The organism is Salmonella sp. 32070601201500089SM (assembly GCF_017573605.1).
In the GTDB taxonomy this organism is placed as follows: domain Bacteria; phylum Pseudomonadota; class Gammaproteobacteria; order Enterobacterales; family Enterobacteriaceae; genus Salmonella; species Salmonella enterica.
In genome coordinates, this window is sequence record NZ_JAGETK010000003.1 from 347,226 (window position 1) to 371,386 (window position 24,161).

The window sequence follows — 24,161 nt, forward strand, 5'->3', positions numbered from 1 at the left end:
TACAAAGCTTAATACTATGCGTATTTCTTTAATTCTCTTGATATTTCCTCCTGTAAAGGGGGATTTTCTCAACTATATTTTTACATGTCAATTACACTTTTCTTCAGTTGATTAAACAATATTATTGTTCTGATAGGGAGATTTTTATAGTAGTTGAACATATATTTAATTTTATACTGAATTATGTTTTTTGTTAATTATTGTAATTTGAGTTTTAATTTTCTCGTTTTTCATTGGGTGTTATTATGGAAATAATATAATTATTTTCTTGCTATAGGTTGTGGTTTGTCTGAGTACTTAATAATTAAAGTATTAGATGGTTGTCATAGGTACTCATTATTACAATGGGTTAATTGATTTTTTGTTATTGACTTTATGAGAATAAAAGTGTTAGTAACGATTTTTAATAATGGGGATAGATCTTGCTTATTATTTGCTGTGAAAGCTTTATGTGCGTTGATGCGTTGAATAGTATAAGCGGTTATTCTTCACATGAAAAGAGAGGAGTCTGTTTAGTGACTCTTTGTTGAAGTAAGTTATGATAGTTTTGTTTAAATCTAATAGAACAAGATAGATATACAATAAACAAATAAAAATATCGTTCTGTTTATATAGGGGTGAGGTGTTAATATGAAAAAGATTGTATCTGTCTGTGCTTTGTTAATTGCAGCATGCCCTTTGAGTTCATGGGCTGAATGGACAGGAGATAGTTCTATAAGCTATTATTCTGATGAGGTTATTTCTGGTTTTCATGTCGGTCAGTTTAACAGTGGTACATATTTTTGCATAAAATCAGTTAAAAAATCAGGAGGAGGGACACCGGTTATAGCATGTGCAATTTCAAATGATTCTAAATGGTTACATTCATTTAATACTATGTTAGAGCAGGCAAGGCATTTTTATATTACAGGGCAATCTATAAGAGTGTATGTTGAACCAAATGTCTGGAACAATCAATCCTTTAAGGCGGCGTTATCATCCAATGCACTTGTTGGACTTTCTTCATGTGGTGCATCTGAATGTTTCGGACCTGGAAAGTGAGTTCCTGGCTATTAAGGATGTCATCATATATGAATTGAAACTAATAGTTTGTTCGTAATAGTAATTCCTGCTTTTAAATATTTTTGGCTAAGTAAGGAGAGTATTATGCAAAAAATCATTTCTGTTTGTGCGTTATTAATCCTCATTTGTTCTTTCAACGCCAGCGCTGAGTGGACGGGGGATAATCGCAATGGTTATTATAAATTTAGGGTTATTACCGAGTTACACGTTGGCCAGGTAGATAATGGGAATTATTTTTGTATAAAATTGGTTAACGTTAATGGTAGTGGTAGTGGAACTCCTGTTACTATGTGCTCAGTATCAAATCAGAGTATATGGTCTCCTTCTTTTGAAGTGCTCAAGGAACAAGCTCGGTATTTTTACGCTACTGGACAATCTATAATGGCTTATTTTGATGTTAATGCCTGGAAATATAAATCCTTTGTAGATACATTTTCAAATAAAGTCCTTATAGGATTTTCGACATGCAGCGCAACAGAATGCTTTGGCCCAACGCCTAAGTAAGAGGAGAGTGGAATAATGCAAAAGTTAATGTTACTAACTTTAATAATAGCCAGTTTTGATATCTATGCGATAGATTTTGTTTATCGTGTGGACTCAAATCCACCGGATATTATTTTTCGTGATGGGTTCTCTCTACTTGGGTATAATCGGGACCTGCAGAAATTGATCAGTGGAGAATCATGTGCTGGTGGAAGTAGCGATAGTCGTTATATTACAATGACCTCAGATATTAATCAAACATACGCTATAGCCAGATCATACTATTCTCGTTCAACATTCAACGGCAATCTGTACAGATATAAAATTCGCGCAGATAATAATTTCTACAGTTTGACTCCATCCGTCAACTATCTGGAATCGAAAGGTGGTCACTTTAATGCTTATGAAAAAAGCATGATACGATTACAAAGTGAGTATGTTTCCGTATTGTCTATTTTTCCGGGGAATATTCAAAAGGCAGTGGCGCTCGTTTATGATAGCGCAACAGGTCAGATAAAGGATGGTGCAAGTACAATAAATACCGATTATGTAAGTATAAGTAGTGTGTCAAATCCTGGAGTAATACCTTTTCTCCCCGACCCGCAGGCTAATACACAGCAACGGATTGATGCATTCGGCTCGTTAATAAGTTCATGTTTTTCAATTAATAGCGTGTGTCAGACACATAGAGGTAAAAAAGCTGAAGTGTACAAAATGTCATTTTATAATGCAAGGCCAGTAATACAATTTATCATTTCAGGTAAATAAGGTTTAAAGTATGCTGCACATTAAATTGAACAGACCACTGTCAGTAGTCTGTTCAATGCTGTTAATAGGTGCTGACTTCTGAACAGAGTTATTTATTATTTATAATGTCGATGACACTATTCCTGATGGAATTATAAAACATGGAAATCGGGTGATGCATTTTATTAATATTGAGAGAAGCTATCATGACTAAAGATGAAATCTTTGCGACTATCCTCGATAGGGAGGGCGGTTACGTTAATCACTCTGACGACAGAGGCGGTCCAACTAACTGGGGGATCACCCTGACGACAGCGCGAGCTAATGGTTACATGGGTGATATGCGAAATCTTACCCGTGATCAAGCGTTAAAAATTCTTGAGGCTGATTACTGGTATGGTCCGCGGTTCGATCAAGTCGCCATCATATCTCACTCTGTCGCTGCTGAGCTTTGTGATACGGGTGTAAATATGGGGCCATTAATCCCGATTAAGTGGTTCCAGCGTTGGCTGAATGTGTTTAACGAACAACAAAAATTTTATCCGGATTTGTTAGTGGATGGTCAGATTGGTCCACGTACTCTGTCGGCGTTGAAATTTTTCCTCTCTAATCGGGGGAATGAAGGTGAAATAATACTTATTCATGCACTAAATTGTAGTCAGGGGCAACGCTATTTGGAACTGGCTGAACAGCGTCAGGCTAATGAATCATTTATTTACGGATGGATGAAGGAACGTGTTAAACTGTAATTTTTATTAATCTGCAATATGCTGTTTGCGATGGATGCATTAATACAGTTTGTGCCACTGCCGATGAAAAAGATAAAGTCGTTAGGAATCGTAATTACTATTTTAAAATGGAGTAGCTTTCAATGCTTTTTTAATAACATATCCAGCTTGTTAATTTTGAAACTCAACCTGAGAAAATTAATCAGACTGTGAGGTATGAGGGGCATAATATTTCCATCCAAACATCCTTACAGCAAGATACATTAATGTTTGTTTCCATTTTGGCACACCGAGTACTTTCATTCCATCTAGGAATATTAGATCGGATTCTTTTCTGTTACGTAGTGAATAGTGGTACAAGTAATCGTGAATGATTGCTGCTTTGGCGTATTCTCCATCCGGTGGCAACAGTGACCAGAAAATACGCGGAACAGTGGCAAGATCGGTAATGAAACCTACTGGTACTTCAATTACGTCATTTTTATCTTTACTGAGATAAAATCTGAACGGTTCGTAAACCCGCCATCTATAATGACCTAACATTTCCATTATTGCTGGACTAGTAAAACAACTCATAATCTCACCTGTTATTAATTCTATGTGCTGTACTATTAGGGAATACATATCACAAAAATCTACCTGTATTGGGAAAAATTGACTATTCCTGCTGTTTACTATCTGCTAATAGATATCATGATACGGATTTAGTCTCACACTTATTATTGCTAATATAATAAGTGGAAATAAATATGGCGAATACATAGAATTTTGTTGATGGACCTCTCATCAACAACGCTGTGCTAAAAAGGCCACAGGATAATGATCAGAAGCGAGGTGTGATGTTGTTTGATTACGTGATGCTTCAACCCTTTGTGAATAAGGGGCGCGATCGACAATGACCCCATAATCTAAAATACCACCACCAACTTGCGTGGGTTCTGTCGGTGCGAGTACGGATACAAGTCTTTCCAGCCGCTCAGTCATCAGGTCACTTTCAAGTCTGTTCGGGTCGCGATTAAAATCCCCGGCAAGAAACCAGGACAAATGTCGTGTCGAGAACTCATTAAAAAAGTTATAGGTCGATCTGACAATTGCTGCAGCATCCGGACCGCCATTAGCCAGTGCGTGCGCCGTCAGAAAAACATCATTACCCAGTCCGATACCAATAACGGGGCGAGATGCGACAGTTGTCGGACGCAAGACATAAACATTATCCGCTCTTTGTCTGGAAACTATTGCCAGATTAACACGGCGTGCTCCAACATCAATACGCGAGTAGTAGATATATCTTATATCCTGACGGCGGGTAGTTCCGAGATTCCAGGTGTACTCCTCAATGGGAATGCCTATTCCAAAAGGCTGAATATGTCGTCCGGTTGGAACTGCTGAAGCGGGTATAACCCCGGCCTCCTGAACCATAAGAATATCTATACCATCATTACCACTTAAAAGCTGCCTGACACTGACATTCCATTTACTTTCTGTGGCTGCTGAAGAACCCTGAAGATTCCAGGTCATAACTCTGTAATCGCTGATATTCGCGCAGGCAAAAGAAATATAGCTGCAAAGAATCATTATCAAAAGGTGAAGAAAATTCTTTTTCATTATCTACTCTCCTGTTGAGTCGCTGAATTATTGATTGTTTGTTTAAACTGAATGAGATAAAAATACGTAGATCTTGATGGCTTCATTAGTATTCGCCAGTATCATACTCTTTTTCTGGAAATGTTATTCTTTATCTGAGTGATGATTGTATCCATAATAATATCCGTACACATTATTGCTGTTGATTGTATCTTGGCAATGTATACTTCCTGTTAATACATAGCATAAGGTAATATTCAAAATACATTATGAAAAGTAAATCAAACTGAAATAGATGTCTGATATAAACGTAAATTTATATTTATTTAACGCAATCAATTGATTGTTACTGTGAGTAGGGTCAGACTATTATATATGAATAATGTGTATGAAATTTAAATTTCATGCTGCTGAATTTTTCATAATTGTATCTTGATGATTTAGTTACATAAAGAGAAGTGTCGTCCGTTCCGGTTATTCGGCCTGGATGTAGATTGGTGACTCTAAGTTTTCATTATCAGAAGACAGTGCTGATTAGCGTAATGTGGGGTCATCGTTCATTATGATAATGTCCATATGAGTATGTGAGTTTGATAGTGGTCTGAGGGGGAGACGCTGAATACCACAGCTCATACTATGCGGGGGCGTGAGCAGTAGGTTGATACTTGTTCTACTGAACAATCGCCAGTTACCGTGGCTGGTACTGGTACAATACGAAAGTACAAGAGAATCCGAAACCAGCTACTTATTTGTTACTTCAAACATTTCCTCCAGCAAACGGTTGAGTTTTTCACGATCGCTTTTGCTAGCATCGCTATTCAAGCCGTTCGCCTGCATCGGCTTAACCTTCACTTCGGCATCGGGGAAGATACGGCGCACACGCTTTGTCAGTTCGGTCAGTATGATGTCATTAGCTCCGGGAAGACCTGCAACGTTACGTTTGTCATAAACCAGTTCAACGAACATGACACACCTTTTAGTCGATGAATTTAATGGAAGAATGCTCAATGCCAGCATCTATGTAATCGACGGCTTTCTTTAGTTCACGAAGAAGATTTTCCGCTTGCCGACGGGACAAGCAGATCGTTTGATCAGGGAATTGCACCGACGGCCATGATGGGACAGAAGCCATAGTGTCTGTGAATTTGGCGTGTAACAGAACATGTTCAGTGAGCGCGCAGTAACTGATAGCAAAATCAGTTAACTCAGGCATTGCTCCTGCATTCGACTCTTTTGCGGTTACCATAAAACAATCCTTTTTTGCTGGATGCATACACAGTAAATGGGATCGGAGATATGGTCAATGGATACGTAATATTGGCTATTCACTTATTGTAATTAACTGAATGATAACGATGGTGATAACAATAGATGTTATGAAAATGCGCGCTATCTAACTGATATTAAGAAAGAAAGCGCACGATTTAAAATCCCTCGGCGTTCGCGCTGTGCGGGTTCAAGTCCCGCTCCGGGTACCATGGGAAAGACAAGAATAATCAAAGCAATAAGCAGTGTCGTGAAACCACCTACGGGTGGTTTTTTTGTGCCTTCAGTTTGTATGCCGACCGCGAGCGTGAACTCTCCAGTGCGATATACAGTAAAAAACATCGGTAGCGGCATTTCTGCCAGTACAACAGTTATGTGCTACCGACCCGCAAGAACTTATGCCTGGTAAATACTAAACGTCGGGTAAATCAGCCGATAAAATCCATTAATCTCTATAAAAAATGCTGATATGTTTTATGCCTGCTTTATTAAAGAGAGTAGGTCTGCCAGTGAAATATACCGATAATGCAAAATTATTTATTAGCTTCATTAATATTGGGATTGTAGGTTGCGCTTTTTTACTTTTTTTTATTTTGTATGAGCCTGAGAGTGCAATCGTAACCTACTCTCTTTCAGGAGAGCTTTCCTCTTCAACATGTGATGCGCGTAATTTTATTGGCTACGTCGATGAAAATGACTTTGCAGAGTATATAAAAAAAGTAGAACTGACGCGCTACAGTATGTATTGTCTGAAAAAAACAGGGGCGGGTCAGTGGGGTATTTATGCAAATTAAACGAGTATATAACTGTTCAGGGTTATTTTCTGCACAATTTAACTAAAGGTAGATAGCGAACTAATATTGATCATAAGGTAATGTGATCCGCATCATGCTTTAATCACGTTTTGCAATATTGTCTTAATAACAGGTCAACTACAGATAATTTCGGGTTTTCGTGAATGGCGGTTTTGGTCAGTCTCTATATTATGCTTTCCCCGCTTTACGGAGATGATGATGCAAAAGAAAACCTGGGCCGTTTTATTGATACCATTGTGCCTCACCGCTTGCCACCAGACGACCTACCGATCAACAGCCAAAGATGAAATTGTCGCAGGGAGCTATATTGACCCGACAAAAACACGCTTTCCGTTAGCGGATTATTCACAGTCGGTTGATAAATGGATACCTCCGGACTCGGCTGATTACACTATTCCGGTTATTGATAGTGCTACCCAACAACGCTACTTTCACGCACTAAAATCTCATTATTTCGGAATGGACAGTGAAGCGCACTCGCCGTGGAATGGTTTTTATATTACCGCATTGCTGAAAAAAAACGCAGCACAGGCCCGGGATGCCAGTATTAAGCAGTTTCTTAGCGACGGCAGTGCTTATTGGGGGGAAAACTTCAGACTTTATACCTCTCGCTGGAAAGAGGAGGTTAGAGGGAATACGGATACGCAGATTGACAATATCTATCATGCCTCCCGGCGAGGCATTATGGTCAGGGAAAGTTTAGTCAGAGCGCTGCCAACGGACGACCCGCTCTTTAACGATCCCCGTCAGGCGGGCGAGGGGTATCCGTTTGATAATTTACAAATGTCTTCGCTGCGTCCCGGTACGCCGGTCTATACGCTGGCGAAGAGCAAAGACCAACGCTGGCAATATGTCGTTTCACCAGCGGTAACTGGCTGGGTTCATAGTGAAGATATTGCCAGTACGGATCAGAAATTTATAACACAGTGGGTTTTGCTTGCTCATAAGCAACTGGGGGCATTTATCAACGCGCCGGTTTCTGTCCATGCCGCAGGCGTCTATTATTTCACCGGGCGACCGGGCACTATTTTACCGTTCCGACATCAACGGGCGGGCCAGTTCCTGATTGCGGCGCCAGTTCGCGGCAGCAACGGTCGCGCGTTTATCCATTGGGTCTGGCTAAGCGGTAACGAGTTTACGGCTATGCCGTGGAAAATGACGCCGGAAAATATCGCTGTGCTAATGAAAGCAATGCACGGCGCCCCCTACGGTTGGGGAAATTTTAACTTTTATAATGATTGTTCAGCCGAAGTCCGCAGCCTGTTAATGCCGTTTGGCATATTCCTGCCCAGACATTCATCCGCGCAGGTAGAGGCTGCTGGACGGGTGGTCGATCTTAGTCATAAAAGTCCCCAAATGCGGATCGATTATCTCACCAGATACGGAAAACCGTTTACTACGCTGGTCTATATTCCAGGGCATATTATGCTGTATATCGGTAACACAACCATGAATGGGCAGGTCGTGCCGATGACTTATCAGAATATCTGGGGATTGCGCCCAAACCATGCTAATAGCCGGAGCATTATCGGTGAGGCGGTTTTTTTGCCGTTACTGCGTTTTTATCCTGAAAATCCTGAGCTGATATCGCTGGCTGGTAAGGTTCTGTTTAAGCTTGGTTATATAGAATAGGTTGACAAACTGTGTTATCGCGGAAGACATGATTAAGGCAACCGTGCGCGTGGATATAAAGAGAGTATCCCTGTAAACTGTGTCTGAAAAAAGTATGCGCTATAGTGCGGGCTGTTTATTTGAAATACTATCTGGAGCTGATTCTGGATGTGATTATGTGACTCACACATTGAAGTGAGAGTTATTGTTGGCGGTATCTGGCTGGAGGCTGGGTGGTAAAAAGACGTAATTTATTGCATTTTAATAACGGTGCCCGGTCAGAGCGCGATCTTGGAGATCTGGTCACTAAAGTTTTTGAGAAAGCGGCGAAAAAAGAACCGCAACCGCTATACACATTTAGCCTGCCGTTGCTGAGTGTGCAGGATGAGATCCGTGTTTACTGTAAGAAAAAAAATATCAAAATAGGGTACGATACGCTGTTTATGGAAATAACCTTTTCTGCTGACAGAGAAGCGGTAGACGAACTCATTAAACACTTTTTTACTGAAAATAAGCTCTATTTGAGAGGGCGGTTTTATCTGTCCGCGGCGGTGGTATAAGTTAGCATGAGTATAATATAGCGAGAAACCCATCTCTCGCTTTTGTGTGGGGCGAGCGCTTCCTGGCTGAAAATCTGCGCCCTGATCCTCCTTTTGTGCGTTAACTTCCGGAATCCTCCTCATTTCGTGTTAATCTGGCCCCTGATGGTTGCCATCCAAACTGCCTGCAAAAAAATTATTTTTATCCGCTGCAATGTAAGAGGCCTACAGGCGGAAGTCATCACTGAGGAAAAGCGTTATGAAAATGGAACCATTAAACGAGAACGAGCTGGAATGGCTGGATGATGTGCTGACGAAATACAATACCGATCAGGCCATTTTGGATGTCGCGGAGCTGGACGGTCTGATTACTGCGGTACTAAGTTCTCCGCGTCCCATCGAGCCGGAACAGTGGCTGGTCGCGATATGGGGGGGACCCGCGTACGTACCGCGCTGGACATCTGAAAAAGAAATGACGCGATTTATGGATCTGGTGTTCCAGCACATGGCGGACACAGCCGCCCGGCTTGAAGATTATCCAGAACAGTTCGAGCCGCTGTTTGGCCTGCGAGAAGTTGATGGCCATGAATTAACGATTGTTGAAGAATGGTGCTTTGGTTACATGCGCGGAGTGTCGCTGTCCGACTGGTCTGACTTGCCGGATACGCTAAAACCGGCGCTGGAAGCGATTGCCTTACACGGCACTGAAGAAAACTTTGCGCTGTTGGATAAAATGAGCCCGGAAGCGTTCGATAAAAGCGTTGACGCTATCCGTATCGCGGCGCTTGAGCTTCATGCCTGGTGGATGGCGCATCCGCACACGACGCCGCTACAGATGCCGATAAAAGCAGAGGTGAAAGTGGGGCGTAACGATCCTTGTCCATGCGGGAGCGGCAAAAAATTTAAGCAGTGCTGCCTGCATTAATGGCTCGTAAACGGCCATAGCGTGATGATTATCGAGCCTGGACGGCGTCCGGGCCCGGTAATCTTTGCCTGGCGTTAACCTGGATCGGGCAGGAACCCCAGTGCGATCGAAAACTGGACGCCAATCACGACAATGCCGCAGATAAACACCAGCGCCAGCGCTGGCGTGCCGCCTGCCACACGATATCCCGCCTGAGGGCTCTGTTTACGGCATTGCCAGACCAGCATGGCAGGGATGAGCAGTGCCAGCACTGCCAGCGCTACGCCGGCATAGCCTAATGCCATCACAAATCCGCGTGGGTAGAAAAGCGCAAACGCCAGCGGCGGCAGAAAGGTAATCAGCCCGGTTTGCAGGCGTCCGGACACCGTACTGCGGCGCTGGAATAGATCGGCCAGGTAATCAAATAATCCTAGCGCTACGCCCAGAAAAGAGGTCGCCAGCGCCAGATCGGCGAACAGGTGGACCGCCAGTTCGACATGTGGCGAAGCGACCACTTCTCTGAGCGCCTGCAGCAGGCCATTTAACCCGGCATGGCTGGCTAGTAGCCCTCTGAATGTCGGCGAGTCGATACTTCCCAGCGTGGCGAGCTGCCAAAAAATATAGGCCACTAACGGAATGGCGCTACCCGTCATAAAGACCCAACGCAGCCGGCGAATATTGCCGTTCATATAACTCACAATACTCGGCACGCTTCCGTGAAAACCAAACGAGGTGAAAATGACCGGTATGGCGGATAACGCCAGCCCCTGCTGTAAAGGAAGCGTAAGAAGATTTACTTTATGAATATGTGGCGTGAGCAACGCAAGCATGATGACCAGAAAAATGATCTTCGCGCTAAACAGGAAGCGGTTAAAAAGGTCGACCAGCGAGGTGCCCACACATACCACCCCACCGGCAACAAAGGTGAACAGCAGTACTCCGGCAGCGGGCGAGAGCGTGGCGCCAAGCCAGTTATTAATACTGGATGCCAGTAATTCTCCGGCTCCGGAAATGTAGGCGGCGGTGAGCGCATACATTAAGAACATCATACTGAATCCCGTAAGCCACTGTCCGTAACGTCCAAGATAGCGTTTTGCCAACGAGCCCAGCCCGGTATCCGCCGGAACGTGTTGATATACCTCCAGTAATAGTAGCGCGGTATAACACATCAGCGCCCACAGGCCAATCAACAATCCCAGCGTGACGCTGAAACCAACGCCAGCCGCTGCCAGCGGCATTGCCAGCATCCCGGCGCCGATAGTGGTGCCTGCCACGATAAAAATACTGCCCAGAGTTCTGTTTTTCACGCTTTCTACTACCCCGGTAACAAAGAACGGTGATATCCGCGGCGCAGGGTAAGGCATTACGCTATTTTCGTCAAATGGTCGTTACAATGGGTGTACTGTAAAATTTACAGTTCCGGGCATAAAAGCGAATATGGAAGGAGACGCGGACAACCGCCGCAAACCTGCGCTAGCGCAAAGTCGCTCGTACACGGACACATTAGGCTACGAGTTTTATTCAGGAGGGGTTATGGATTCCATTCATGGTCACGAAGTGCTCAACATGATGATTGAGTCTGGCGAGCAGTACACGCATACCTCGCTGGAGGCGGCAATAAAAGCGCGCTTTGGCGAGCGGGCACGATTTCACACTTGTTCAGCATCAGATATGACGGCGGCGGAACTGGTCGCGTTTCTGGCGGCGAAAGGAAAGTTTATTGCGGTGGAGGACGGTTTTTCAACGCATGAGAGTAAAATCTGCCGCCATTAATACGCCACGGTGAGAGCGCGTCTCACCGTGTAAGGACGTGCTGGATTAATTTTGCGTATCCAGGGTGGAGAGTTCTTTATCAATGAAATAAAGCCCTTCGCCGCTTTTTCCCGCCAGCGTTAATTTATCAATAATAGATTTGAACAGTTTTTCTTCTTCATGCTGTTCTGCCACATACCACTGCAAGAAATTAAATGTCGGATAATCCTGGCTGGTCATTGCGGCATGAGCCAGTTCATTAATTTTTTGCGTAATAAGCTGCTCATGCTCATAGGTCGCGCGGAACAGCTCATCCAGCGAGGCGTACTCAGCGAAGGGCGAAGAAACGGTATGAATGCGCGGCAGGCTTCCGGTATCGGTAAGGTAGTCAAACAGGCGCTGCATATGCGTCATCTCTTCTTGCGCATGGCGACGAAGAAATGCGGCCGCGCCTTCAAAACTGTGATAGCTACACCACGCGCTCATTTGTTGATAGAGCAGGGAGGAGTACAACTCCAGATTCATTTGCTCATTCAGTTTGTCGATCATTTCTGTTTTCAGCATGGTTCCGCTCCACAAATAGCAAAAGATATACGGTAATGTGGCGCCACTATAATTTGTTATTTTATTATTTGCAAAAGGTAAAATATTAAATTTAATTATTAAAAATACGAATGGGAATAAAACGCATTAACGCCAGTGTATAGCGTATAAAAATAAAGAAAAGCCAGCACCTTCATGCTGGCAATAGCGACCCTGCACTCTCCTCCATTGTACATGGTGTCGGCGTTAAGCCAGCCGCCTTAATAATAAAGCGGCATGATTTGCGGGACGGCAACGCCCCGGCACTGCCAGGAGAGGGTAAATCGGGTGTTCAGACACAACGAGCCCGCATAAATGCTACAGGTTCCTACCGGCTGACCAAACGAAACGGCATCGGCATAGCCCATCTGCTGGCATTCGCGTGTTGCGGTCCCGTGAGATACATAGTCATCTGTCCGTGAAGTAAAAAATAGCGGCTGGTTATACGTCAGGCGCACGATGCCGCTTATCGGGCTGGCTTCGCTGACCTGCGCTTGTCGAGTAATGGTGCATCCCGTCAGGGCTAGCAGTGAAAGAGTAAAAATAAGAGGCTTCATAAAATCGCTCCGACAGTTCGGTATCAGACCATGCTACCTCGTGTCTTGCACCGTCAATGGCTGGAATAACTTACGGATTCGCCTTGATTAAAGGTAACGGCAGGGGATTTACAGCGGGAACAGAAAATGTGTGAGCGTCTTTTCATTTAATGAAACTTCGTTTCATTAAATTTGAATGCATGTTCGCAAATGTGTAATGTGGGCAAAACGTCATGATTTACGCAGGCGCGACCGTCTGCATTCAGGAGGAACACGATGAAAATTGCACTGATGATGGAAAATAGCCAGGCCAGCAAAAATGCCATCATTTATAACGAACTTAGCGCCGTCGCCAATGAAAAGGGATTTCCCGTTTTTAACGTCGGCATGTGCGACGAAAATGACCATCACCTGACGTACATTCATTTAGGCATCATGGCGAGTATTCTGCTTAATGCAAACGCGGTTGATTTTGTGGTTACTGGCTGTGGCACTGGTCAGGGCGCGCTGATGTCGTTAAATATTCATCCAGGTGTCATTTGTGGCTATTGCATCGATCCGGCAGATGCTTTTCTGTTTGCGCAGATCAACAACGGCAATGCGTTGTCCCTGCCATTTGCGAAAGGCTTTGGCTGGGGCGCTGAGCTGAACGTGCGTTTCATCTTTGAAAAAGCGTTTACCGGGCGTAAAGGTGAGGGGTATCCGCCTGAGCGCAAAGCGCCGCAGGTACGCAATGCGGGCATTTTGAATCAGGTTAAGGCCGCGGTCGTCAAAGAGAATTATCTGGATACACTACGGGCTATCGATCCTGAACTGGTTAAAACGGCGGTTTCAGGGCCGCGTTTCCAGCGATGTTTGTTTGAAAACGGTCAGAATAAAGAAATAGAAGCGTTTGTACGTGAGATGCTGGGGTAATGCCCGGACAAGACAGAGACGTTTCGCGCCTGTCGGCTGGCATGATGTGCCGATAATACGCCAGTAGCGACAGGTGCCACCTCTGGCAAACAGACCAGAAACGGTGTAGGCCGGATAAGCTGCTTCGCGTTGCTATCCGGCTAATAACGTCTCAATATTGTCGCTCGGGGTGCCGCTATCAGTGATGCTGATAGGTCACGACGTTAAGGAGATGCTGATCGGTTTGCGCCAGGCATAACCCTGCTCGTTTAGCGCTGCGAACTTCTTCGAGAATAGTTTGTAAAAGTACGCCATCCTGCTGCTGCTCTTTTTCCAGGGTATGGAGAAAATCGAGCGTTGAGGCATCATTCAGCGCTTTCGCTTCATCTGCCAGACGCGACAGCGTGCTGGCGCGTTGCTGATAATCCTCCAGGGTTTTCTGGAACAATTCTTCCAGAGAGCAGAGCTCTTCACCCGGAACGTCAATGGCTTTAACGATAGGGGTGGCGCCGGCGTTTTTCATAAAATTAAACATGCGCATCATTTGCGTCACGTTGCCTTGCGCCTGGGTACGAAGAAAGGTGGCGGTGCCTGTTAAACTGTGTTCAGAACACCATTCGCTTAGATGGAGGTAAAGATTTGATGCGTAAAACTCAAGGTTCATTGGCGTGTTGAGCTTTTGAACCATTCCTACAGCTGCCATAACAATATCCTTATTTCCAGAAAGTGTTGATGTGCATGACAGACGAGAATGCAACGGATCGTTGTCACATTCTTATCTCTATGCACAATAAATACTCTTAGCAGAAGAACTCCGTTCCGCCAGTCCCTTATGCGATCTCATTTCCTGTTTATCGATCGGTAATGAGAATAGCGCGTCAATGAAAATAAGAAAATCCTTAAATGCAATTGTTTATCTTTTTTTACATTTTCAGCGGTGTGATTTTTTCAGGTGTAATGATTTTGAGTGCGGAGCAGTTACAACCATTTGAAAGTTAAATGATATTATATGGTTTTCTGATTTATGAAACATTATTTCAGATTATGAGGTAAGCCTTTCAAGTATGGTAATTTCAATAAAATAAACATTAGTCAGTCTGGATATCACACGCATAAACGGTTGAGAGCAAATATGCCTGTTTTTATAAACTAGCCGATTTTGCGGTAGATCATTTTTAATGTCATTAATCATACGAGCACGTTATTCGGTTAAGCGCAGTTTTGATGGGTGACTCGTTAACAAGGAGCAGTCAATGAAAAAGGTCGCGGTGCTGCTGGCGCCAGGATTTGAAGAAGCAGAGGCCATTGTTACTCTTGATATTCTGCGACGTTTGCATATCGACGTCGAAACGCTGGCGTGTGCTGAATCACGGGCGGTGGTGAGTTACCATGATATTCCTATGGTTGCGGACAGCACGCTGAGTGAACGCCAGCAGGCGCTTTTCGATGCGGTAGTGCTGCCGGGCGGTCCGCAGGGGAGCGCTAATCTGGCGGCTAATCCGGCGGTGATCGCTTTCGTTGCGCGTCATGATGCGGCAGGCAAATTAATTTGTCCTATCTGTTCCGCGGCGGCAAGGGTGCTGGGTGCTCACGGATTGCTGAAGGGGCGTCGTTATGTCTGTTCCGGCGACCTGTGGAAAGCGGTTCCGGAAGGTGTCTATGTGGATGCGCCCGTTGTTGAAGATGGTAATTTAATTAGCGGCAAAGGCTTGGGTCATGTCTTTGATTTCGCGCTAACCCTTTCCGCCAGACTGCTGGGAGACGATGCGCCGGTTCGCGAACAGGCTGAACATATCTATTATCCCTGGTAATCGTTATTCACCCAGGGCCGTAAGGATTAGCTGGCTGATGTTATGGATTAATGGGCTGGCTTTCCTGCCTTTTGGCTGATGAATTCGCTCTGGGTTATGTCATGGTGGCTAATGACTTCCCTGGGTTATGAGTTAATCGTTATTTCTGCGTGTGTCTTAGGGGGTATTCCTGAAAGGCGGCCTCGGAAAAATCTCATATGTGGTGGCGAGCGTACTGATATCAGAAACGGTGGAGAACGCGATGAACCTGCTCAACATTTCACCTTTTGCACAGTGTGTGGTTCGCGGCTGAATCCTTCTGGCAGCAGTTATCTTCGACCATTATAAGCAAAAAGCGAAGCGTACGATTTGATGAATTAACACTCAACTAAACAGTATAGCTTCACGTCATCGCCAGCCGCTACCCCGGCTGGCGATGGCCTTTCTAAATGGCGAGCAGCGTCACACTGTCTATACTTACATGACTAATGAGACCGTTTGTGAGTCTCAATATGATGATAAGGAGGAGACCAGGGTGGCAGAACCGTTAACCGTATCCCCCGAACTCACTGCGAACTATGCGTATTTTTTTGACCTTGATGGCACATTGGCAGAGATAAAGCCTCATCCCGATCAGGTAGTGGTACCGCATAAAATCCTTCAGTTGTTAGACCGTCTCGCGGCGCACAACGCAGGGGCACTGGCATTGATTTCAGGGCGTTCAATGACTGAGCTGGATGCTTTGGCGAAGCCTTTTCGCTTTCCGCTCGCTGGCGTTCACGGGGCAGAGCGTCGTGACATCAATGGTAAAACCCATATCGTGCGCCTTCCTGAAGCGGTAGTCCGTGAGGTGGAGGCGTTATTACGTTCGACGCTTGTAGCGCTGCCCGGAACGGAGCTGGAGACGAAGGGGATGGCGTTTGCGCTGCACTACCGTCAGGCTCCGGAACATGAAGCGGCGCTGTTGGCGCTTGCGCAACACGTTACGCAGCACTGGCCGCAACTGGCGTTGCAGCCTGGTAAATGTGTTGTGGAAATCAAACCTAAGGGAACCAATAAAGGCGAAGCGATTGCCGCCTTTATGCAGGAGGCGCCCTTTGCGGGACGGATCCCCGTTTTTGTGGGCGACGATTTGACCGATGAGGCTGGCTTTGGCGTGGTGAATCACGCTGGCGGAATTTCCGTAAAAGTGGGCGTCGGGGCAACCCAGGCGGCATGGCGGCTGGAAAGCGTACCCGATGTCTGGCGCTGGCTGGAACAAATCAATTATCCACAACAAGAACAACAAGTAATGAATAACAGGAGAGATGGCTATGAGTCGTTTAGTCGTAGTATCTAATCGAATTGCCCCCCCGGATAATAAAGGCGGCGCCGGCGGCCTCGCCGTTGGCGTGCTTGGCGCGCTAAAAGCGGCTGGCGGGTTGTGGTTCGGCTGGAGTGGCGAGACAGGTAACGAGGATGAGCCATTAAAAAAGGTGACAAAAGGTAATATTACCTGGGCATCGTTTAACCTGAGCGAACAAGATTACGAAGATTATTACTGTCAATTTTCCAATGCGGTTCTCTGGCCTGCGTTCCACTATCGTCTGGACCTGGTACAGTTTCAGCGTCCTGCATGGGAAGGCTATATGCGGGTGAATGCGCTATTAGCGGATAAGTTATTGCCCCTCATTAAAGAGAACGACATCATTTGGGTGCATGACTACCACCTGTTACCGTTTGCCAGCGAGCTGCGTAAACGCGGCGTGAACAACCGAATTGGTTTTTTCCTGCATATTCCATTCCCGACCCCGGAGATTTTTAACGCTTTACCGCCGCATGATGAACTGCTGGAGCAGTTGTGTGACTTTGATCTGCTAGGGTTCCAGACCGAAAATGATCGCCTGGCTTTTCTGGATAGCCTTTCGAGTCAAACGCGAGTCACGACTCGCAGCGGCAAGCAGCATATCGCGTGGGGTAAAGACTTCCAGACAGAAGTGTATCCTATCGGTATTGAGCCCGATGAGATTGCTCTACAGGCTGCCGGGCCGTTGCCGCCAAAACTGGCGCAGCTCAAGGCGGAACTGAAAAATGTGAAGAATATTTTTTCCGTTGAGCGGCTGGATTATTCGAAAGGGCTGCCGGAACGTTTTCTGGCGTATGAAGCGCTACTGGAAAACTATCCGCAGCATCGGGGAAAAATTCGTTATACCCAAATTGCGCCTACGTCACGCGGAGAAGTACAGGCATATCAGGATATTCGCCACCAGCTTGAGACGGAAGCAGGCCGGATTAATGGGAAATATGGACAATTGGGCTGGACGCCGCTCTATTATCTGAATCAGCATTTTGACCGTAAACTGTTAATGAAGATATTCCGTTATTCAGACGTCGGGCTCGTCACCCCTTTGCGTGACGGGATGAACCTGGTGGCGAAAGAGTTTGTCGCCGCGCAGGACCCCGCTAACCCTGGCGTACTGGTACTGTCACAGTTTGCCGGCGCGGCGAATGAACTGACGTCGGCGTTAATCGTCAATCCTTACGATCGGGATGACGTGGCGGCGGCGCTCAATCGCGCGTTAACGATGCCCCTTGCCGAGCGTATTTCGCGCCATGCGGAAATGCTGGACGTGATCGTTAAAAATGACATTAATCGCTGGCAGGAGCGTTTTATTCATGACCTAAAGGAGGTCACGCCGCGTAGCCCTGAGCGTCAGCAGCAGAACAACGTGGCGACGTTCCCTAAGTTGGCCTGAGATATCGCGAGCGGCGACTAGTCGCCCGCTAACGGCACCAGCAACACATCTACCTGGCTGGCGCTAACGACACTTTTTGCCGAGCAGGATGCGCGCGAAAAGAAACTGTGGTTATGATTGCCGCAAATGACCAGATCAACATGGTGTTTGCGGCACACAGCCAAAATATGCTGGCTTAACTCACCTGATGCGATGAAAGTTTGTTCAATCGGATAATCCGCCTTTTCCCCCAGCATCTTAAGAAAATTCTCGGTCTCTTCATGCATAACCGCGCGTAAATCCTCCATCATGGGCGCGGCGAACTGGTTATACAGTTCAGGATCGGAAGCGAGAGTAATCAGGCTTACTTTCGCCTGAACAGGGCGGGCGATAGAGACCGCTTTAGCCAGTAGCTGCTGACTTTCCGGGGTGACGGCAACGGCGACAAGAATATGGGTGTAGCTCATAACTCGCTCCTTGATTGCAAGAATATGAGATTGTGCTTTAGCTTTACTCTGTTTATCGCATTTCTGCAATGCGCTAATGCCACATTAATGTGAAGGACATCATAATTAATCATTAATTATTCTTATGTAAAGAATCGTGGCATAAGACACTTTTTACACACCACCAGGATGGTTTATTTAAACGGGTGAACAAGGAAAGCTAAAAGTTAAATCAAATGAGCTTATTTTTAACAGAGGAGGGCGTATGCTGTGACGAGATTAATTAATAACGTTTAATATTTAAGCCACTGTTTACTAAAGGTAAAATAAAATTGTTTCTAAAATAGAAATAATAGCCTGTTATCTATTATCCTGGCGTTATTTTAACAGAGAGAAACAAAAAAGAATTTGGTGTTGACGTACCCCTATTCAGCAGTGTGGAATAGAAAAAGTGAACATTAGGTTATTAATTAAACAAAGTAAAAGCCATACTGATGGTTTTATCGTAAGTATTCTGTTAAATTATGTGATCTGCATCACATATTTTCTAAAATCGCCGTCCCGCTCCGTTGTATGTCACGAAGCTGACGAGTAGAGTTGCGTCGAATTAGGAAAAATCTTAGGCATTTGTAAAAATTGATGTAAACGTGTAAGGCGAATCCCAGTGGGAAGCTGCGTTATACGTCACAATGTCCATAATGTCTGAGCGCTGCTATGCATTTGACCTTTTTGCTTCTTTTACCGGGCCTTCCCGGCGACATCACGGGGTGCGGCTACGTCGCACAAAAATAAAGTTGGTTATTCTGGATGGGAACAATGCATACATCCGAGTTGCTAAAACACATTTATGACATCAATTTGTCATATTTACTCCTTGCACAGCGTTTGATCGTCCAGGACAAAGCATCTGCGATGTTCCGCCTCGGTATCAACGAAGAGATGGCAAACACACTGGGCGCGTTGACCCTGCCGCAGATGGTCAAACTGGCGGAGACGAACCAGTTAGTTTGTCATTTCCGGTTTGACGATCATCAGACGATCACCCGTTTGACTCAGGATTCGCGCGTCGATGATTTACAGCAGATTCACACAGGTATCATGCTTTCAACGCGTCTGCTCAATGAAGTGGACGATACGGCGCGTAAGAAAAGGGCATGATAATGAGTGAAAAAAGCATTGTTCAGGAAGCTCGCGATATCCAGTTGGCGATGGAGTTGATTAATCTTGGCGCTCGTCTACAAATGCTGGAAAGCGAAACACAGCTCAGCCGTGGTCGCCTCATCAGGCTGTACAAAGAATTACGCGGTAGCCCGCCGCCTAAAGGGATGCTGCCATTTTCGACAGACTGGTTTATGACCTGGGAGCAAAATATTCATGCCTCCATGTTCTGCAACGCCTGGCAATTTTTACTGAAAACCGGCTTATGCAGCGGTGTGGATGCGGTGATTAAAGCTTATCGGCTTTATCTTGAGCAGTGTCCGCAACCGCCTGAAGGGCCGTTGTTGGCGCTGACTCGCGCATGGACGTTGGTGCGTTTTGTTGAAAGTGGGTTGCTCGAATTGTCGAGCTGTAACTGCTGCGGTGGGAACTTTATTACCCATGCGCATCAGCCCGTAGGCAGCTTTGCGTGTAGTTTATGCCAGCCGCCATCCCGCGCAGTAAAAAGACGTAAACTTTCCCGAGATGCTGCCGATATTATTCCACAACTGCTGGATGAACAGATCGAACAGGCTGTTTAACCGAAACGGTGTGGACAAACACTCCAGCAGCGGTAAGTTATTACCGCTGCTTTTTTTTGCCTTGCCTTCGCGTTAATCGCCCGACTGCGCATCCTGTCATAGTCAACAGCGGAAGGATGATGTCGTGCTTATCTTATTAGGTTACCTGGTGGTTATCGGTACAGTTTTCGGCGGTTATGTCATGACCGGCGGACACCTTGGGGCACTCTATCAACCTGCTGAACTGGTCATCATTGGCGGCGCAGGGATAGGGGCGTTCATTGTCGGCAACAACGGGAAGGCCATCAAAGGCACGATGAAAGCGATCCCGTTGTTATTTCGTCGTTCGAAATACACAAAATCTATGTACATGGATTTGCTGGCGTTGCTCTATCGCCTGATGGCCAAATCACGCCAGCAGGGGATGTTCTCCCTTGAACGCGATATTGAAAATCCGAAAGAGAGTGAAATCTTCGCCAGTTATCCGCGTATTCTGGCCGATGCGGTAATGCTTGATTTTATTGTCGATTATCTGCGCCTGATCATCAGCGGCAACATGAATACGTTCGAAATTGAAGCGTTGATGGATGAAGAGATTGAAACCCATGAAAGCGAGGCGGAAGTCCCGGCCAACAGTCTGGCGATGGTGGGGGATTCGCTGCCTGCCTTTGGTATCGTCGCGGCGGTAATGGGGGTGGTTCACGCTCTGGCTTCAGCCGATCGTCCGGCAGCGGAGTTGGGGGCGCTGATTGCCCATGCCATGGTAGGTACGTTCCTCGGTATTTTACTGGCTTATGGATTCATTTCACCGTTAGCGACCGTTTTGCGCCAGAAGAGCGCCGAAACCACTAAGATGATGCAGTGCGTAAAAATTACACTGCTGTCTAATCTGAACGGCTATGCGCCGCCGATTGCCGTGGAATTTGGACGTAAAACGCTTTATTCCAGTGAGCGTCCATCGTTTATTGAGTTGGAAGAACACGTTCGCGCAGTGAGAAACCCAAACCAGCAGCAGACGACTGAGGAAGCATGAAAAATCAGGCTCATCCCATTGTCGTCGTAAAACGCCGCAGGCACAAACCGCACGGCGGCGGGGCACACGGTTCCTGGAAAATTGCCTACGCCGATTTTATGACGGCGATGATGGCTTTTTTTCTGGTGATGTGGCTGATTTCCATCTCCAGCCCTAAAGAATTAATTCAGATTGCCGAATATTTTCGTACGCCGTTGGCCACCGCGGTAACGGGGGGGAATCGGATTGCCAATAGCGAGAGCCCGATACCAGGCGGCGGCGATGATTACACCCAACAACAGGGTGAAGTGGAAAAGCAGCCGAATATCGACGAGCTGAAAAAACGGATGGAGCAGAGTCGCTTAAACAAACTGCGTGGCGATCTGGATCAACTGATCGAATCCGATCCCAAACTGCGCGCGTTACGTCCGCATCTGAAAATTGATTTAGTTCAGGAGGGGTTGCGCATCCAGATTATCGACAGCCAGAACCGCCCGATGTTTAAAACCGGCAGCGCCGAAGTTGAGCCGTATATGCGCGATATCCTGCGTGCGATTGCGCCAGTGTTAAACGGTATACCTAATCGCATTAGCCTGGCCGGCCATACCGATGACTTTCCCTACGCGAACGGCGAAAAAGGCTATAGCAACTGGGAATTATCCGCCGATCGCGCCAATGCCTCGCGTCGCGAACTGGTCGCTGGGGGGCTGGATAACGGGAAAGTATTACGGGTGGTTGGCATGGCCGCCACGATGCGGCTGAGCGATCGCGGTCCTGATGACGCCATCAACCGCCGTATAAGCCTGCTGGTGTTAAACAAACAGGCGGAACAGGCCATTTTGCATGAAAACGCTGAAAGCCAGAATGAGCCGGTAAGTGTATTACAACAGCCTGCGGCAGCCCCGCCGGCAAGCGTACCCACATCGCCAAAAGCGGAACCGAGGTGATAGCGTGAGCATGGATATTAGCGATTTTTATCAGACATTTTTTGATGAAGCTGACGAGCTGTTGGCTGATATGGAGCAGCATCTGCTGGATTTGGTGCCGGAATCCCCGGACGCTGAACAACTGAACGCCATTTTTCGCGCGGCGCACTCCATTAAAGGCGGCGCGGGCACATTCGGCTTCACTATTCTGCAGGAAACCACGCATTTAATGGAAAACCTGCTGGATGAAGCCCGACGCGGTGAAATGCAGCTCAATACCGACATTATCAACCTGTTTTTGGAAACGAAAGATATTATGCAGGAACAGCTCGACGCCTATAAAAACTCCGAAGAGCCGGATGCCGCAAGCTTCGAATATATCTGCAATGCGCTACGCCAGTTGGCGCTGGAGGCGAAAGGCGAAACCACGCCGGCGGTCGTAGAAACCGCGGCACTAAGCGCGGCGATCCAGGAAGAGAGCGTAGCCGAAACCGAATCGCCTCGTGACGAGAGTAAACTGCGCATTGTACTTTCACGGTTGAAAGCCAATGAGGTCGATCTGCTTGAAGAAGAGTTGGGCAATCTGGCTACTCTGACGGATGTCGTTAAGGGGGCGGATTCACTGTCGGCAACTCTGGATGGCAGCGTCGCGGAAGATGACATTGTCGCGGTGCTCTGTTTTGTCATCGAGGCCGATCAGATCGCTTTTGAAAAAGTGGTCACCGCGCCGGTTGAAAAAGCGCAAGAGAAAACCGAGGTAGCACCGGTAGCGTCTCCGGCAGTCGTTGCGCCAGCCGCCAAAAGCGCGGCCCATGAACATCATGCGGGGCGCGAAAAACCTGCGCGTGAACGCGAGTCCACCAGCATTCGCGTGGCGGTAGAGAAAGTGGATCAGCTCATAAACCTGGTCGGCGAGTTAGTGATTACCCAGTCAATGTTGGCCCAGCGTTCTAATGAGCTGGACCCGGTAAACCACGGCGATCTCATTACCAGTATGGGTCAGTTACAACGTAACGCCCGCGACTTACAAGAGTCGGTGATGTCGATTCGTATGATGCCTATGGAGTACGTCTTCAGCCGTTTCCCGCGTCTGGTACGCGATTTAGCGGGCAAACTGGGCAAGCAGGTAGAGCTGACGCTGGTGGGGAGCTCCACTGAACTTGATAAAAGCCTGATCGAACGCATTATCGACCCGCTGACGCACCTGGTGCGCAACAGTCTCGACCACGGGATTGAAATGCCGGAAAAACGCCTTGAGGCGGGGAAAAATGTTGTCGGCAACCTGATTCTTTCCGCAGAACATCAGGGCGGGAATATTTGTATTGAAGTGACCGATGACGGCGCGGGGCTTAACCGTGAGCGTATCCTGGCGAAGGCCATGTCGCAGGGGATGGCGGTGAATGAAAACATGACCGACGATGAAGTAGGCATGTTGATCTTCGCGCCGGGATTCTCAACTGCGGAACAGGTCACGGATGTTTCCGGTCGCGGCGTTGGCATGGATGTGGTGAAACGTAACATTCAGGAGATGGGCGGTCACGTTGAGATCCAGTCAAAACAAGGCTCCGGCACCACGATTCGTATTCTGCTGCCGCTGACGCTGGCCATCCTCGATGGGATGTCGGTTCGCGTGGCGGGAGAAGTTTTTATCCTGCCGTTAAATGCGGTGATGGAGTCGCTGCAACCGCGTGAAGAGGATCTTCATCCGCTGGCGGGCGGCGAACGGGTTCTGGAAGTTCGCGGCGAGTATTTGCCGCTGGTCGAATTGTGGAAAGTGTTTGACGTGGACGGGGCGAAAACCGAAGCCACGCAGGGCATTGTTGTGATCCTGCAAAGCGCGGGACGCCGTTACGCGCTGCTGGTCGATCAGCTCATCGGTCAGCACCAGGTGGTGGTCAAAAATCTGGAAAGCAATTATCGCAAGGTACCGGGGATTTCCGCCGCGACGATCCTGGGCGACGGCAGCGTCGCGCTGATTGTTGATGTTTCCGCATTGCAGGGTTTAAACCGCGAACAACGTATGGCGATCACAGCCGCCTGATTGAGTGAGAA

The 24,161-nt window shown here is 46.8% G+C and carries 28 protein-coding genes and 1 pseudogene; 19 read left to right on the forward strand and 10 right to left on the reverse strand.

Features of this window, described 5'->3' with window-relative positions; genetic code table 11:
* Positions 1-630 precede the first annotated feature (630 nt).
* The 4 genes from J4728_RS07630 (at position 631) to J4728_RS07645 (ending at position 3,041) form a co-directional block, all read left to right on the forward strand.
* Complete coding sequence (locus J4728_RS07630; RefSeq protein ID WP_208211512.1) at positions 631-1,041, forward strand: subtilase family AB5 toxin binding subunit; 411 nt, start codon at positions 631-633, stop codon at positions 1,039-1,041.
* A gap of 105 nt (positions 1,042-1,146) precedes the next feature.
* The gene (locus J4728_RS07635; RefSeq protein ID WP_208211513.1) at positions 1,147-1,566 is read left to right on the forward strand and encodes a subtilase family AB5 toxin binding subunit; all 420 of its coding nucleotides are present in this window, start codon (positions 1,147-1,149) and stop codon (positions 1,564-1,566) included.
* Positions 1,567-1,581: 15 nt separating this feature from the next.
* A complete protein-coding gene (gene artA, locus J4728_RS07640) occupies positions 1,582-2,313 on the forward strand; it encodes a pertussis-like toxin subunit ArtA (RefSeq protein ID WP_208211514.1) in 732 nt (243 codons plus the stop codon).
* A 185-nt stretch (positions 2,314-2,498) separates the two neighbouring features.
* Positions 2,499-3,041, forward strand: coding sequence for a glycoside hydrolase family 108 protein (locus tag J4728_RS07645; RefSeq protein WP_208211515.1), 543 nt, complete (start codon positions 2,499-2,501; stop codon positions 3,039-3,041).
* A 177-nt stretch (positions 3,042-3,218) separates the two neighbouring features.
* Here the strand turns inward: J4728_RS07645 and J4728_RS07650 are convergent, their stop codons facing one another.
* The 4 genes from J4728_RS07650 to J4728_RS07665 all read right to left on the reverse strand — a co-directional run bounded on the left by J4728_RS07650 (position 3,219) and on the right by J4728_RS07665 (position 5,850).
* On the reverse strand, positions 3,219-3,596 hold the full coding sequence (locus J4728_RS07650) for a DUF1353 domain-containing protein (protein WP_208211516.1): 378 nt from the start codon (positions 3,594-3,596) through the stop codon (positions 3,219-3,221).
* 210 nt (positions 3,597-3,806) lie between these two features.
* The gene (gene cdtB, locus J4728_RS07655; RefSeq protein WP_208211518.1) at positions 3,807-4,625 is read right to left on the reverse strand and encodes a cytolethal distending toxin S-CDT; all 819 of its coding nucleotides are present in this window, start codon (positions 4,623-4,625) and stop codon (positions 3,807-3,809) included.
* Positions 4,626-5,345: 720 nt separating this feature from the next.
* Positions 5,346-5,570: a DinI-like family protein gene (locus J4728_RS07660; protein WP_086126958.1), complete on the reverse strand. Its 225-nt coding sequence runs from the start codon at positions 5,568-5,570 to the stop codon at positions 5,346-5,348.
* 10 nt (positions 5,571-5,580) lie between these two features.
* Positions 5,581-5,850: a hypothetical protein gene (locus tag J4728_RS07665; RefSeq protein ID WP_086126956.1), complete on the reverse strand. Its 270-nt coding sequence runs from the start codon at positions 5,848-5,850 to the stop codon at positions 5,581-5,583.
* 481 nt (positions 5,851-6,331) lie between these two features.
* Between J4728_RS07665 and J4728_RS07670 the strand changes: the two genes are divergently transcribed.
* From J4728_RS07670 to J4728_RS07685, 4 genes are all read left to right on the forward strand, one after another.
* On the forward strand, positions 6,332-6,664 hold the full coding sequence (locus J4728_RS07670; protein ID WP_208211519.1) for a hypothetical protein: 333 nt from the start codon (positions 6,332-6,334) through the stop codon (positions 6,662-6,664).
* Positions 6,665-6,877: 213 nt separating this feature from the next.
* Positions 6,878-8,317 carry an SH3 domain-containing C40 family peptidase gene (locus J4728_RS07675; protein WP_208211520.1) on the forward strand — a complete coding sequence of 480 codons (1,440 nt, stop codon included), beginning with the start codon at positions 6,878-6,880 and terminating at the stop codon, positions 8,315-8,317.
* Between the two features lie 212 nt (positions 8,318-8,529).
* Positions 8,530-8,856, forward strand: a complete 327-nt coding sequence (locus J4728_RS07680) for a glucose-6-phosphate dehydrogenase (protein ID WP_000240837.1) — start codon at positions 8,530-8,532, stop codon at positions 8,854-8,856.
* 238 nt (positions 8,857-9,094) lie between these two features.
* Entirely contained in the window at positions 9,095-9,760 is a 666-nt protein-coding gene (locus tag J4728_RS07685; RefSeq protein WP_000781521.1) for a YecA family protein, read from the forward strand.
* A gap of 74 nt (positions 9,761-9,834) precedes the next feature.
* On the opposite strand, the gene tyrP is transcribed toward J4728_RS07685, so the two are convergent.
* The gene (gene tyrP / locus J4728_RS07690) at positions 9,835-11,046 is read right to left on the reverse strand and encodes a tyrosine transporter TyrP (protein ID WP_001562965.1); all 1,212 of its coding nucleotides are present in this window, start codon (positions 11,044-11,046) and stop codon (positions 9,835-9,837) included.
* Between the two features lie 226 nt (positions 11,047-11,272).
* On the opposite strand from tyrP, the gene J4728_RS07695 reads away from it, so the two are divergent.
* Positions 11,273-11,512, forward strand: coding sequence for a YecH family metal-binding protein (locus tag J4728_RS07695; protein WP_000377238.1), 240 nt, complete (start codon positions 11,273-11,275; stop codon positions 11,510-11,512).
* Positions 11,513-11,557: 45 nt separating this feature from the next.
* Here the strand turns inward: J4728_RS07695 and ftnA are convergent, their stop codons facing one another.
* A complete protein-coding gene (gene ftnA / locus J4728_RS07700) occupies positions 11,558-12,055 on the reverse strand; it encodes a non-heme ferritin (protein WP_000920611.1) in 498 nt (165 codons plus the stop codon).
* 239 nt (positions 12,056-12,294) lie between these two features.
* Positions 12,295-12,630 carry a YecR-like lipofamily protein gene (locus tag J4728_RS07705; RefSeq protein WP_000803229.1) on the reverse strand — a complete coding sequence of 112 codons (336 nt, stop codon included), beginning with the start codon at positions 12,628-12,630 and terminating at the stop codon, positions 12,295-12,297.
* A gap of 255 nt (positions 12,631-12,885) precedes the next feature.
* Here J4728_RS07705 and J4728_RS07710 point away from each other — a divergent pair, with 255 nt between their 5' ends.
* The gene (locus tag J4728_RS07710; protein ID WP_208211521.1) at positions 12,886-13,524 is read left to right on the forward strand and encodes an RpiB/LacA/LacB family sugar-phosphate isomerase; all 639 of its coding nucleotides are present in this window, start codon (positions 12,886-12,888) and stop codon (positions 13,522-13,524) included.
* A 178-nt stretch (positions 13,525-13,702) separates the two neighbouring features.
* On the opposite strand, the gene J4728_RS07715 is transcribed toward J4728_RS07710, so the two are convergent.
* Entirely contained in the window at positions 13,703-14,206 is a 504-nt protein-coding gene (locus J4728_RS07715) for a non-heme ferritin-like protein (RefSeq protein ID WP_000741707.1), read from the reverse strand.
* 550 nt (positions 14,207-14,756) lie between these two features.
* Between J4728_RS07715 and J4728_RS07720 the strand changes: the two genes are divergently transcribed.
* From J4728_RS07720 to otsA, 4 genes and pseudogenes are all read left to right on the forward strand, one after another.
* Positions 14,757-15,314: a DJ-1/PfpI family protein gene (locus J4728_RS07720; RefSeq protein WP_000754800.1), complete on the forward strand. Its 558-nt coding sequence runs from the start codon at positions 14,757-14,759 to the stop codon at positions 15,312-15,314.
* Between the two features lie 111 nt (positions 15,315-15,425).
* A pseudogene (gene araH / locus J4728_RS07725) lies at positions 15,426-15,606 on the forward strand (L-arabinose ABC transporter permease AraH); the annotation flags it as partial.
* A gap of 222 nt (positions 15,607-15,828) precedes the next feature.
* Positions 15,829-16,632 (forward strand): trehalose-phosphatase, encoded by an 804-nt coding sequence (otsB, locus tag J4728_RS07730; RefSeq protein WP_000840114.1) that lies wholly within the window; start codon positions 15,829-15,831, stop codon positions 16,630-16,632.
* Positions 16,607-18,028, forward strand: a complete 1,422-nt coding sequence (gene otsA, locus J4728_RS07735) for an alpha,alpha-trehalose-phosphate synthase (RefSeq protein WP_000089042.1) — start codon at positions 16,607-16,609, stop codon at positions 18,026-18,028. The genes otsB and otsA overlap by 26 nt, the downstream gene beginning before the upstream one ends.
* A gap of 17 nt (positions 18,029-18,045) precedes the next feature.
* Here otsA and uspC read toward each other — a convergent pair whose 3' ends face one another.
* Both uspC and J4728_RS07745 read right to left on the reverse strand, forming a co-directional pair.
* Positions 18,046-18,474, reverse strand: coding sequence for a universal stress protein UspC (uspC, locus tag J4728_RS07740; protein WP_208211522.1), 429 nt, complete (start codon positions 18,472-18,474; stop codon positions 18,046-18,048).
* On the reverse strand, positions 18,471-18,587 hold the full coding sequence (locus J4728_RS07745) for a hypothetical protein (RefSeq protein ID WP_001617301.1): 117 nt from the start codon (positions 18,585-18,587) through the stop codon (positions 18,471-18,473). Before J4728_RS07745 ends, uspC begins: the two co-directional genes overlap by 4 nt.
* A gap of 682 nt (positions 18,588-19,269) precedes the next feature.
* Between J4728_RS07745 and flhD the strand changes: the two genes are divergently transcribed.
* The 5 genes from flhD to cheA all read left to right on the forward strand — a co-directional run bounded on the left by flhD (position 19,270) and on the right by cheA (position 24,150).
* A complete protein-coding gene (gene flhD, locus J4728_RS07750) occupies positions 19,270-19,611 on the forward strand; it encodes a flagellar transcriptional regulator FlhD (protein WP_001518146.1) in 342 nt (113 codons plus the stop codon).
* Positions 19,608-20,192, forward strand: coding sequence for a flagellar transcriptional regulator FlhC (gene flhC, locus J4728_RS07755; protein ID WP_000605987.1), 585 nt, complete (start codon positions 19,608-19,610; stop codon positions 20,190-20,192). The genes flhD and flhC overlap by 4 nt, the downstream gene beginning before the upstream one ends.
* A gap of 124 nt (positions 20,193-20,316) precedes the next feature.
* On the forward strand, positions 20,317-21,204 hold the full coding sequence (motA, locus tag J4728_RS07760; protein WP_000906312.1) for a flagellar motor stator protein MotA: 888 nt from the start codon (positions 20,317-20,319) through the stop codon (positions 21,202-21,204).
* A complete protein-coding gene (gene motB, locus J4728_RS07765) occupies positions 21,201-22,130 on the forward strand; it encodes a flagellar motor protein MotB (protein WP_000795653.1) in 930 nt (309 codons plus the stop codon). Before motA ends, motB begins: the two co-directional genes overlap by 4 nt.
* A gap of 4 nt (positions 22,131-22,134) precedes the next feature.
* Entirely contained in the window at positions 22,135-24,150 is a 2,016-nt protein-coding gene (gene cheA / locus J4728_RS07770; RefSeq protein WP_000061307.1) for a chemotaxis protein CheA, read from the forward strand.
* The last annotated feature ends 11 nt before the right edge of the window (positions 24,151-24,161 follow it).

Bases quoted from the DNA above. Each gene is read 5' to 3' on its own strand.
- J4728_RS07630 (WP_208211512.1), top strand. From the start codon at position 631: ATGAAAAAGATTGTATCTGTCTGTGCTTTGTTAATTGCAGCATGCCCT.
- J4728_RS07635 (WP_208211513.1), top strand. From the start codon at position 1,147: ATGCAAAAAATCATTTCTGTTTGTGCGTTATTAATCCTCATTTGTTCT.
- artA (WP_208211514.1), top strand. From the start codon at position 1,582: ATGCAAAAGTTAATGTTACTAACTTTAATAATAGCCAGTTTTGATATC.
- J4728_RS07645 (WP_208211515.1), top strand. From the start codon at position 2,499: ATGACTAAAGATGAAATCTTTGCGACTATCCTCGATAGGGAGGGCGGT.
- J4728_RS07650 (WP_208211516.1), bottom strand. From the start codon at position 3,596: ATGAGTTGTTTTACTAGTCCAGCAATAATGGAAATGTTAGGTCATTAT.
- cdtB (WP_208211518.1), bottom strand. From the start codon at position 4,625: ATGAAAAAGAATTTTCTTCACCTTTTGATAATGATTCTTTGCAGCTAT.
- J4728_RS07660 (WP_086126958.1), bottom strand. From the start codon at position 5,570: ATGTTCGTTGAACTGGTTTATGACAAACGTAACGTTGCAGGTCTTCCC.
- J4728_RS07665 (WP_086126956.1), bottom strand. From the start codon at position 5,850: ATGGTAACCGCAAAAGAGTCGAATGCAGGAGCAATGCCTGAGTTAACT.
- J4728_RS07670 (WP_208211519.1), top strand. From the start codon at position 6,332: ATGCTGATATGTTTTATGCCTGCTTTATTAAAGAGAGTAGGTCTGCCA.
- J4728_RS07675 (WP_208211520.1), top strand. From the start codon at position 6,878: ATGATGATGCAAAAGAAAACCTGGGCCGTTTTATTGATACCATTGTGC.
- J4728_RS07685 (WP_000781521.1), top strand. From the start codon at position 9,095: ATGAAAATGGAACCATTAAACGAGAACGAGCTGGAATGGCTGGATGAT.
- J4728_RS07695 (WP_000377238.1), top strand. From the start codon at position 11,273: ATGGATTCCATTCATGGTCACGAAGTGCTCAACATGATGATTGAGTCT.
- ftnA (WP_000920611.1), bottom strand. From the start codon at position 12,055: ATGCTGAAAACAGAAATGATCGACAAACTGAATGAGCAAATGAATCTG.
- J4728_RS07705 (WP_000803229.1), bottom strand. From the start codon at position 12,630: ATGAAGCCTCTTATTTTTACTCTTTCACTGCTAGCCCTGACGGGATGC.
- J4728_RS07710 (WP_208211521.1), top strand. From the start codon at position 12,886: ATGAAAATTGCACTGATGATGGAAAATAGCCAGGCCAGCAAAAATGCC.
- J4728_RS07715 (WP_000741707.1), bottom strand. From the start codon at position 14,206: ATGGCAGCTGTAGGAATGGTTCAAAAGCTCAACACGCCAATGAACCTT.
- J4728_RS07720 (WP_000754800.1), top strand. From the start codon at position 14,757: ATGAAAAAGGTCGCGGTGCTGCTGGCGCCAGGATTTGAAGAAGCAGAG.
- otsA (WP_000089042.1), top strand. From the start codon at position 16,607: ATGAGTCGTTTAGTCGTAGTATCTAATCGAATTGCCCCCCCGGATAAT.
- uspC (WP_208211522.1), bottom strand. From the start codon at position 18,474: ATGAGCTACACCCATATTCTTGTCGCCGTTGCCGTCACCCCGGAAAGT.
- J4728_RS07745 (WP_001617301.1), bottom strand. From the start codon at position 18,587: ATGATTAATTATGATGTCCTTCACATTAATGTGGCATTAGCGCATTGC.
- flhD (WP_001518146.1), top strand. From the start codon at position 19,270: ATGCATACATCCGAGTTGCTAAAACACATTTATGACATCAATTTGTCA.
- flhC (WP_000605987.1), top strand. From the start codon at position 19,608: ATGATAATGAGTGAAAAAAGCATTGTTCAGGAAGCTCGCGATATCCAG.
- motB (WP_000795653.1), top strand. From the start codon at position 21,201: ATGAAAAATCAGGCTCATCCCATTGTCGTCGTAAAACGCCGCAGGCAC.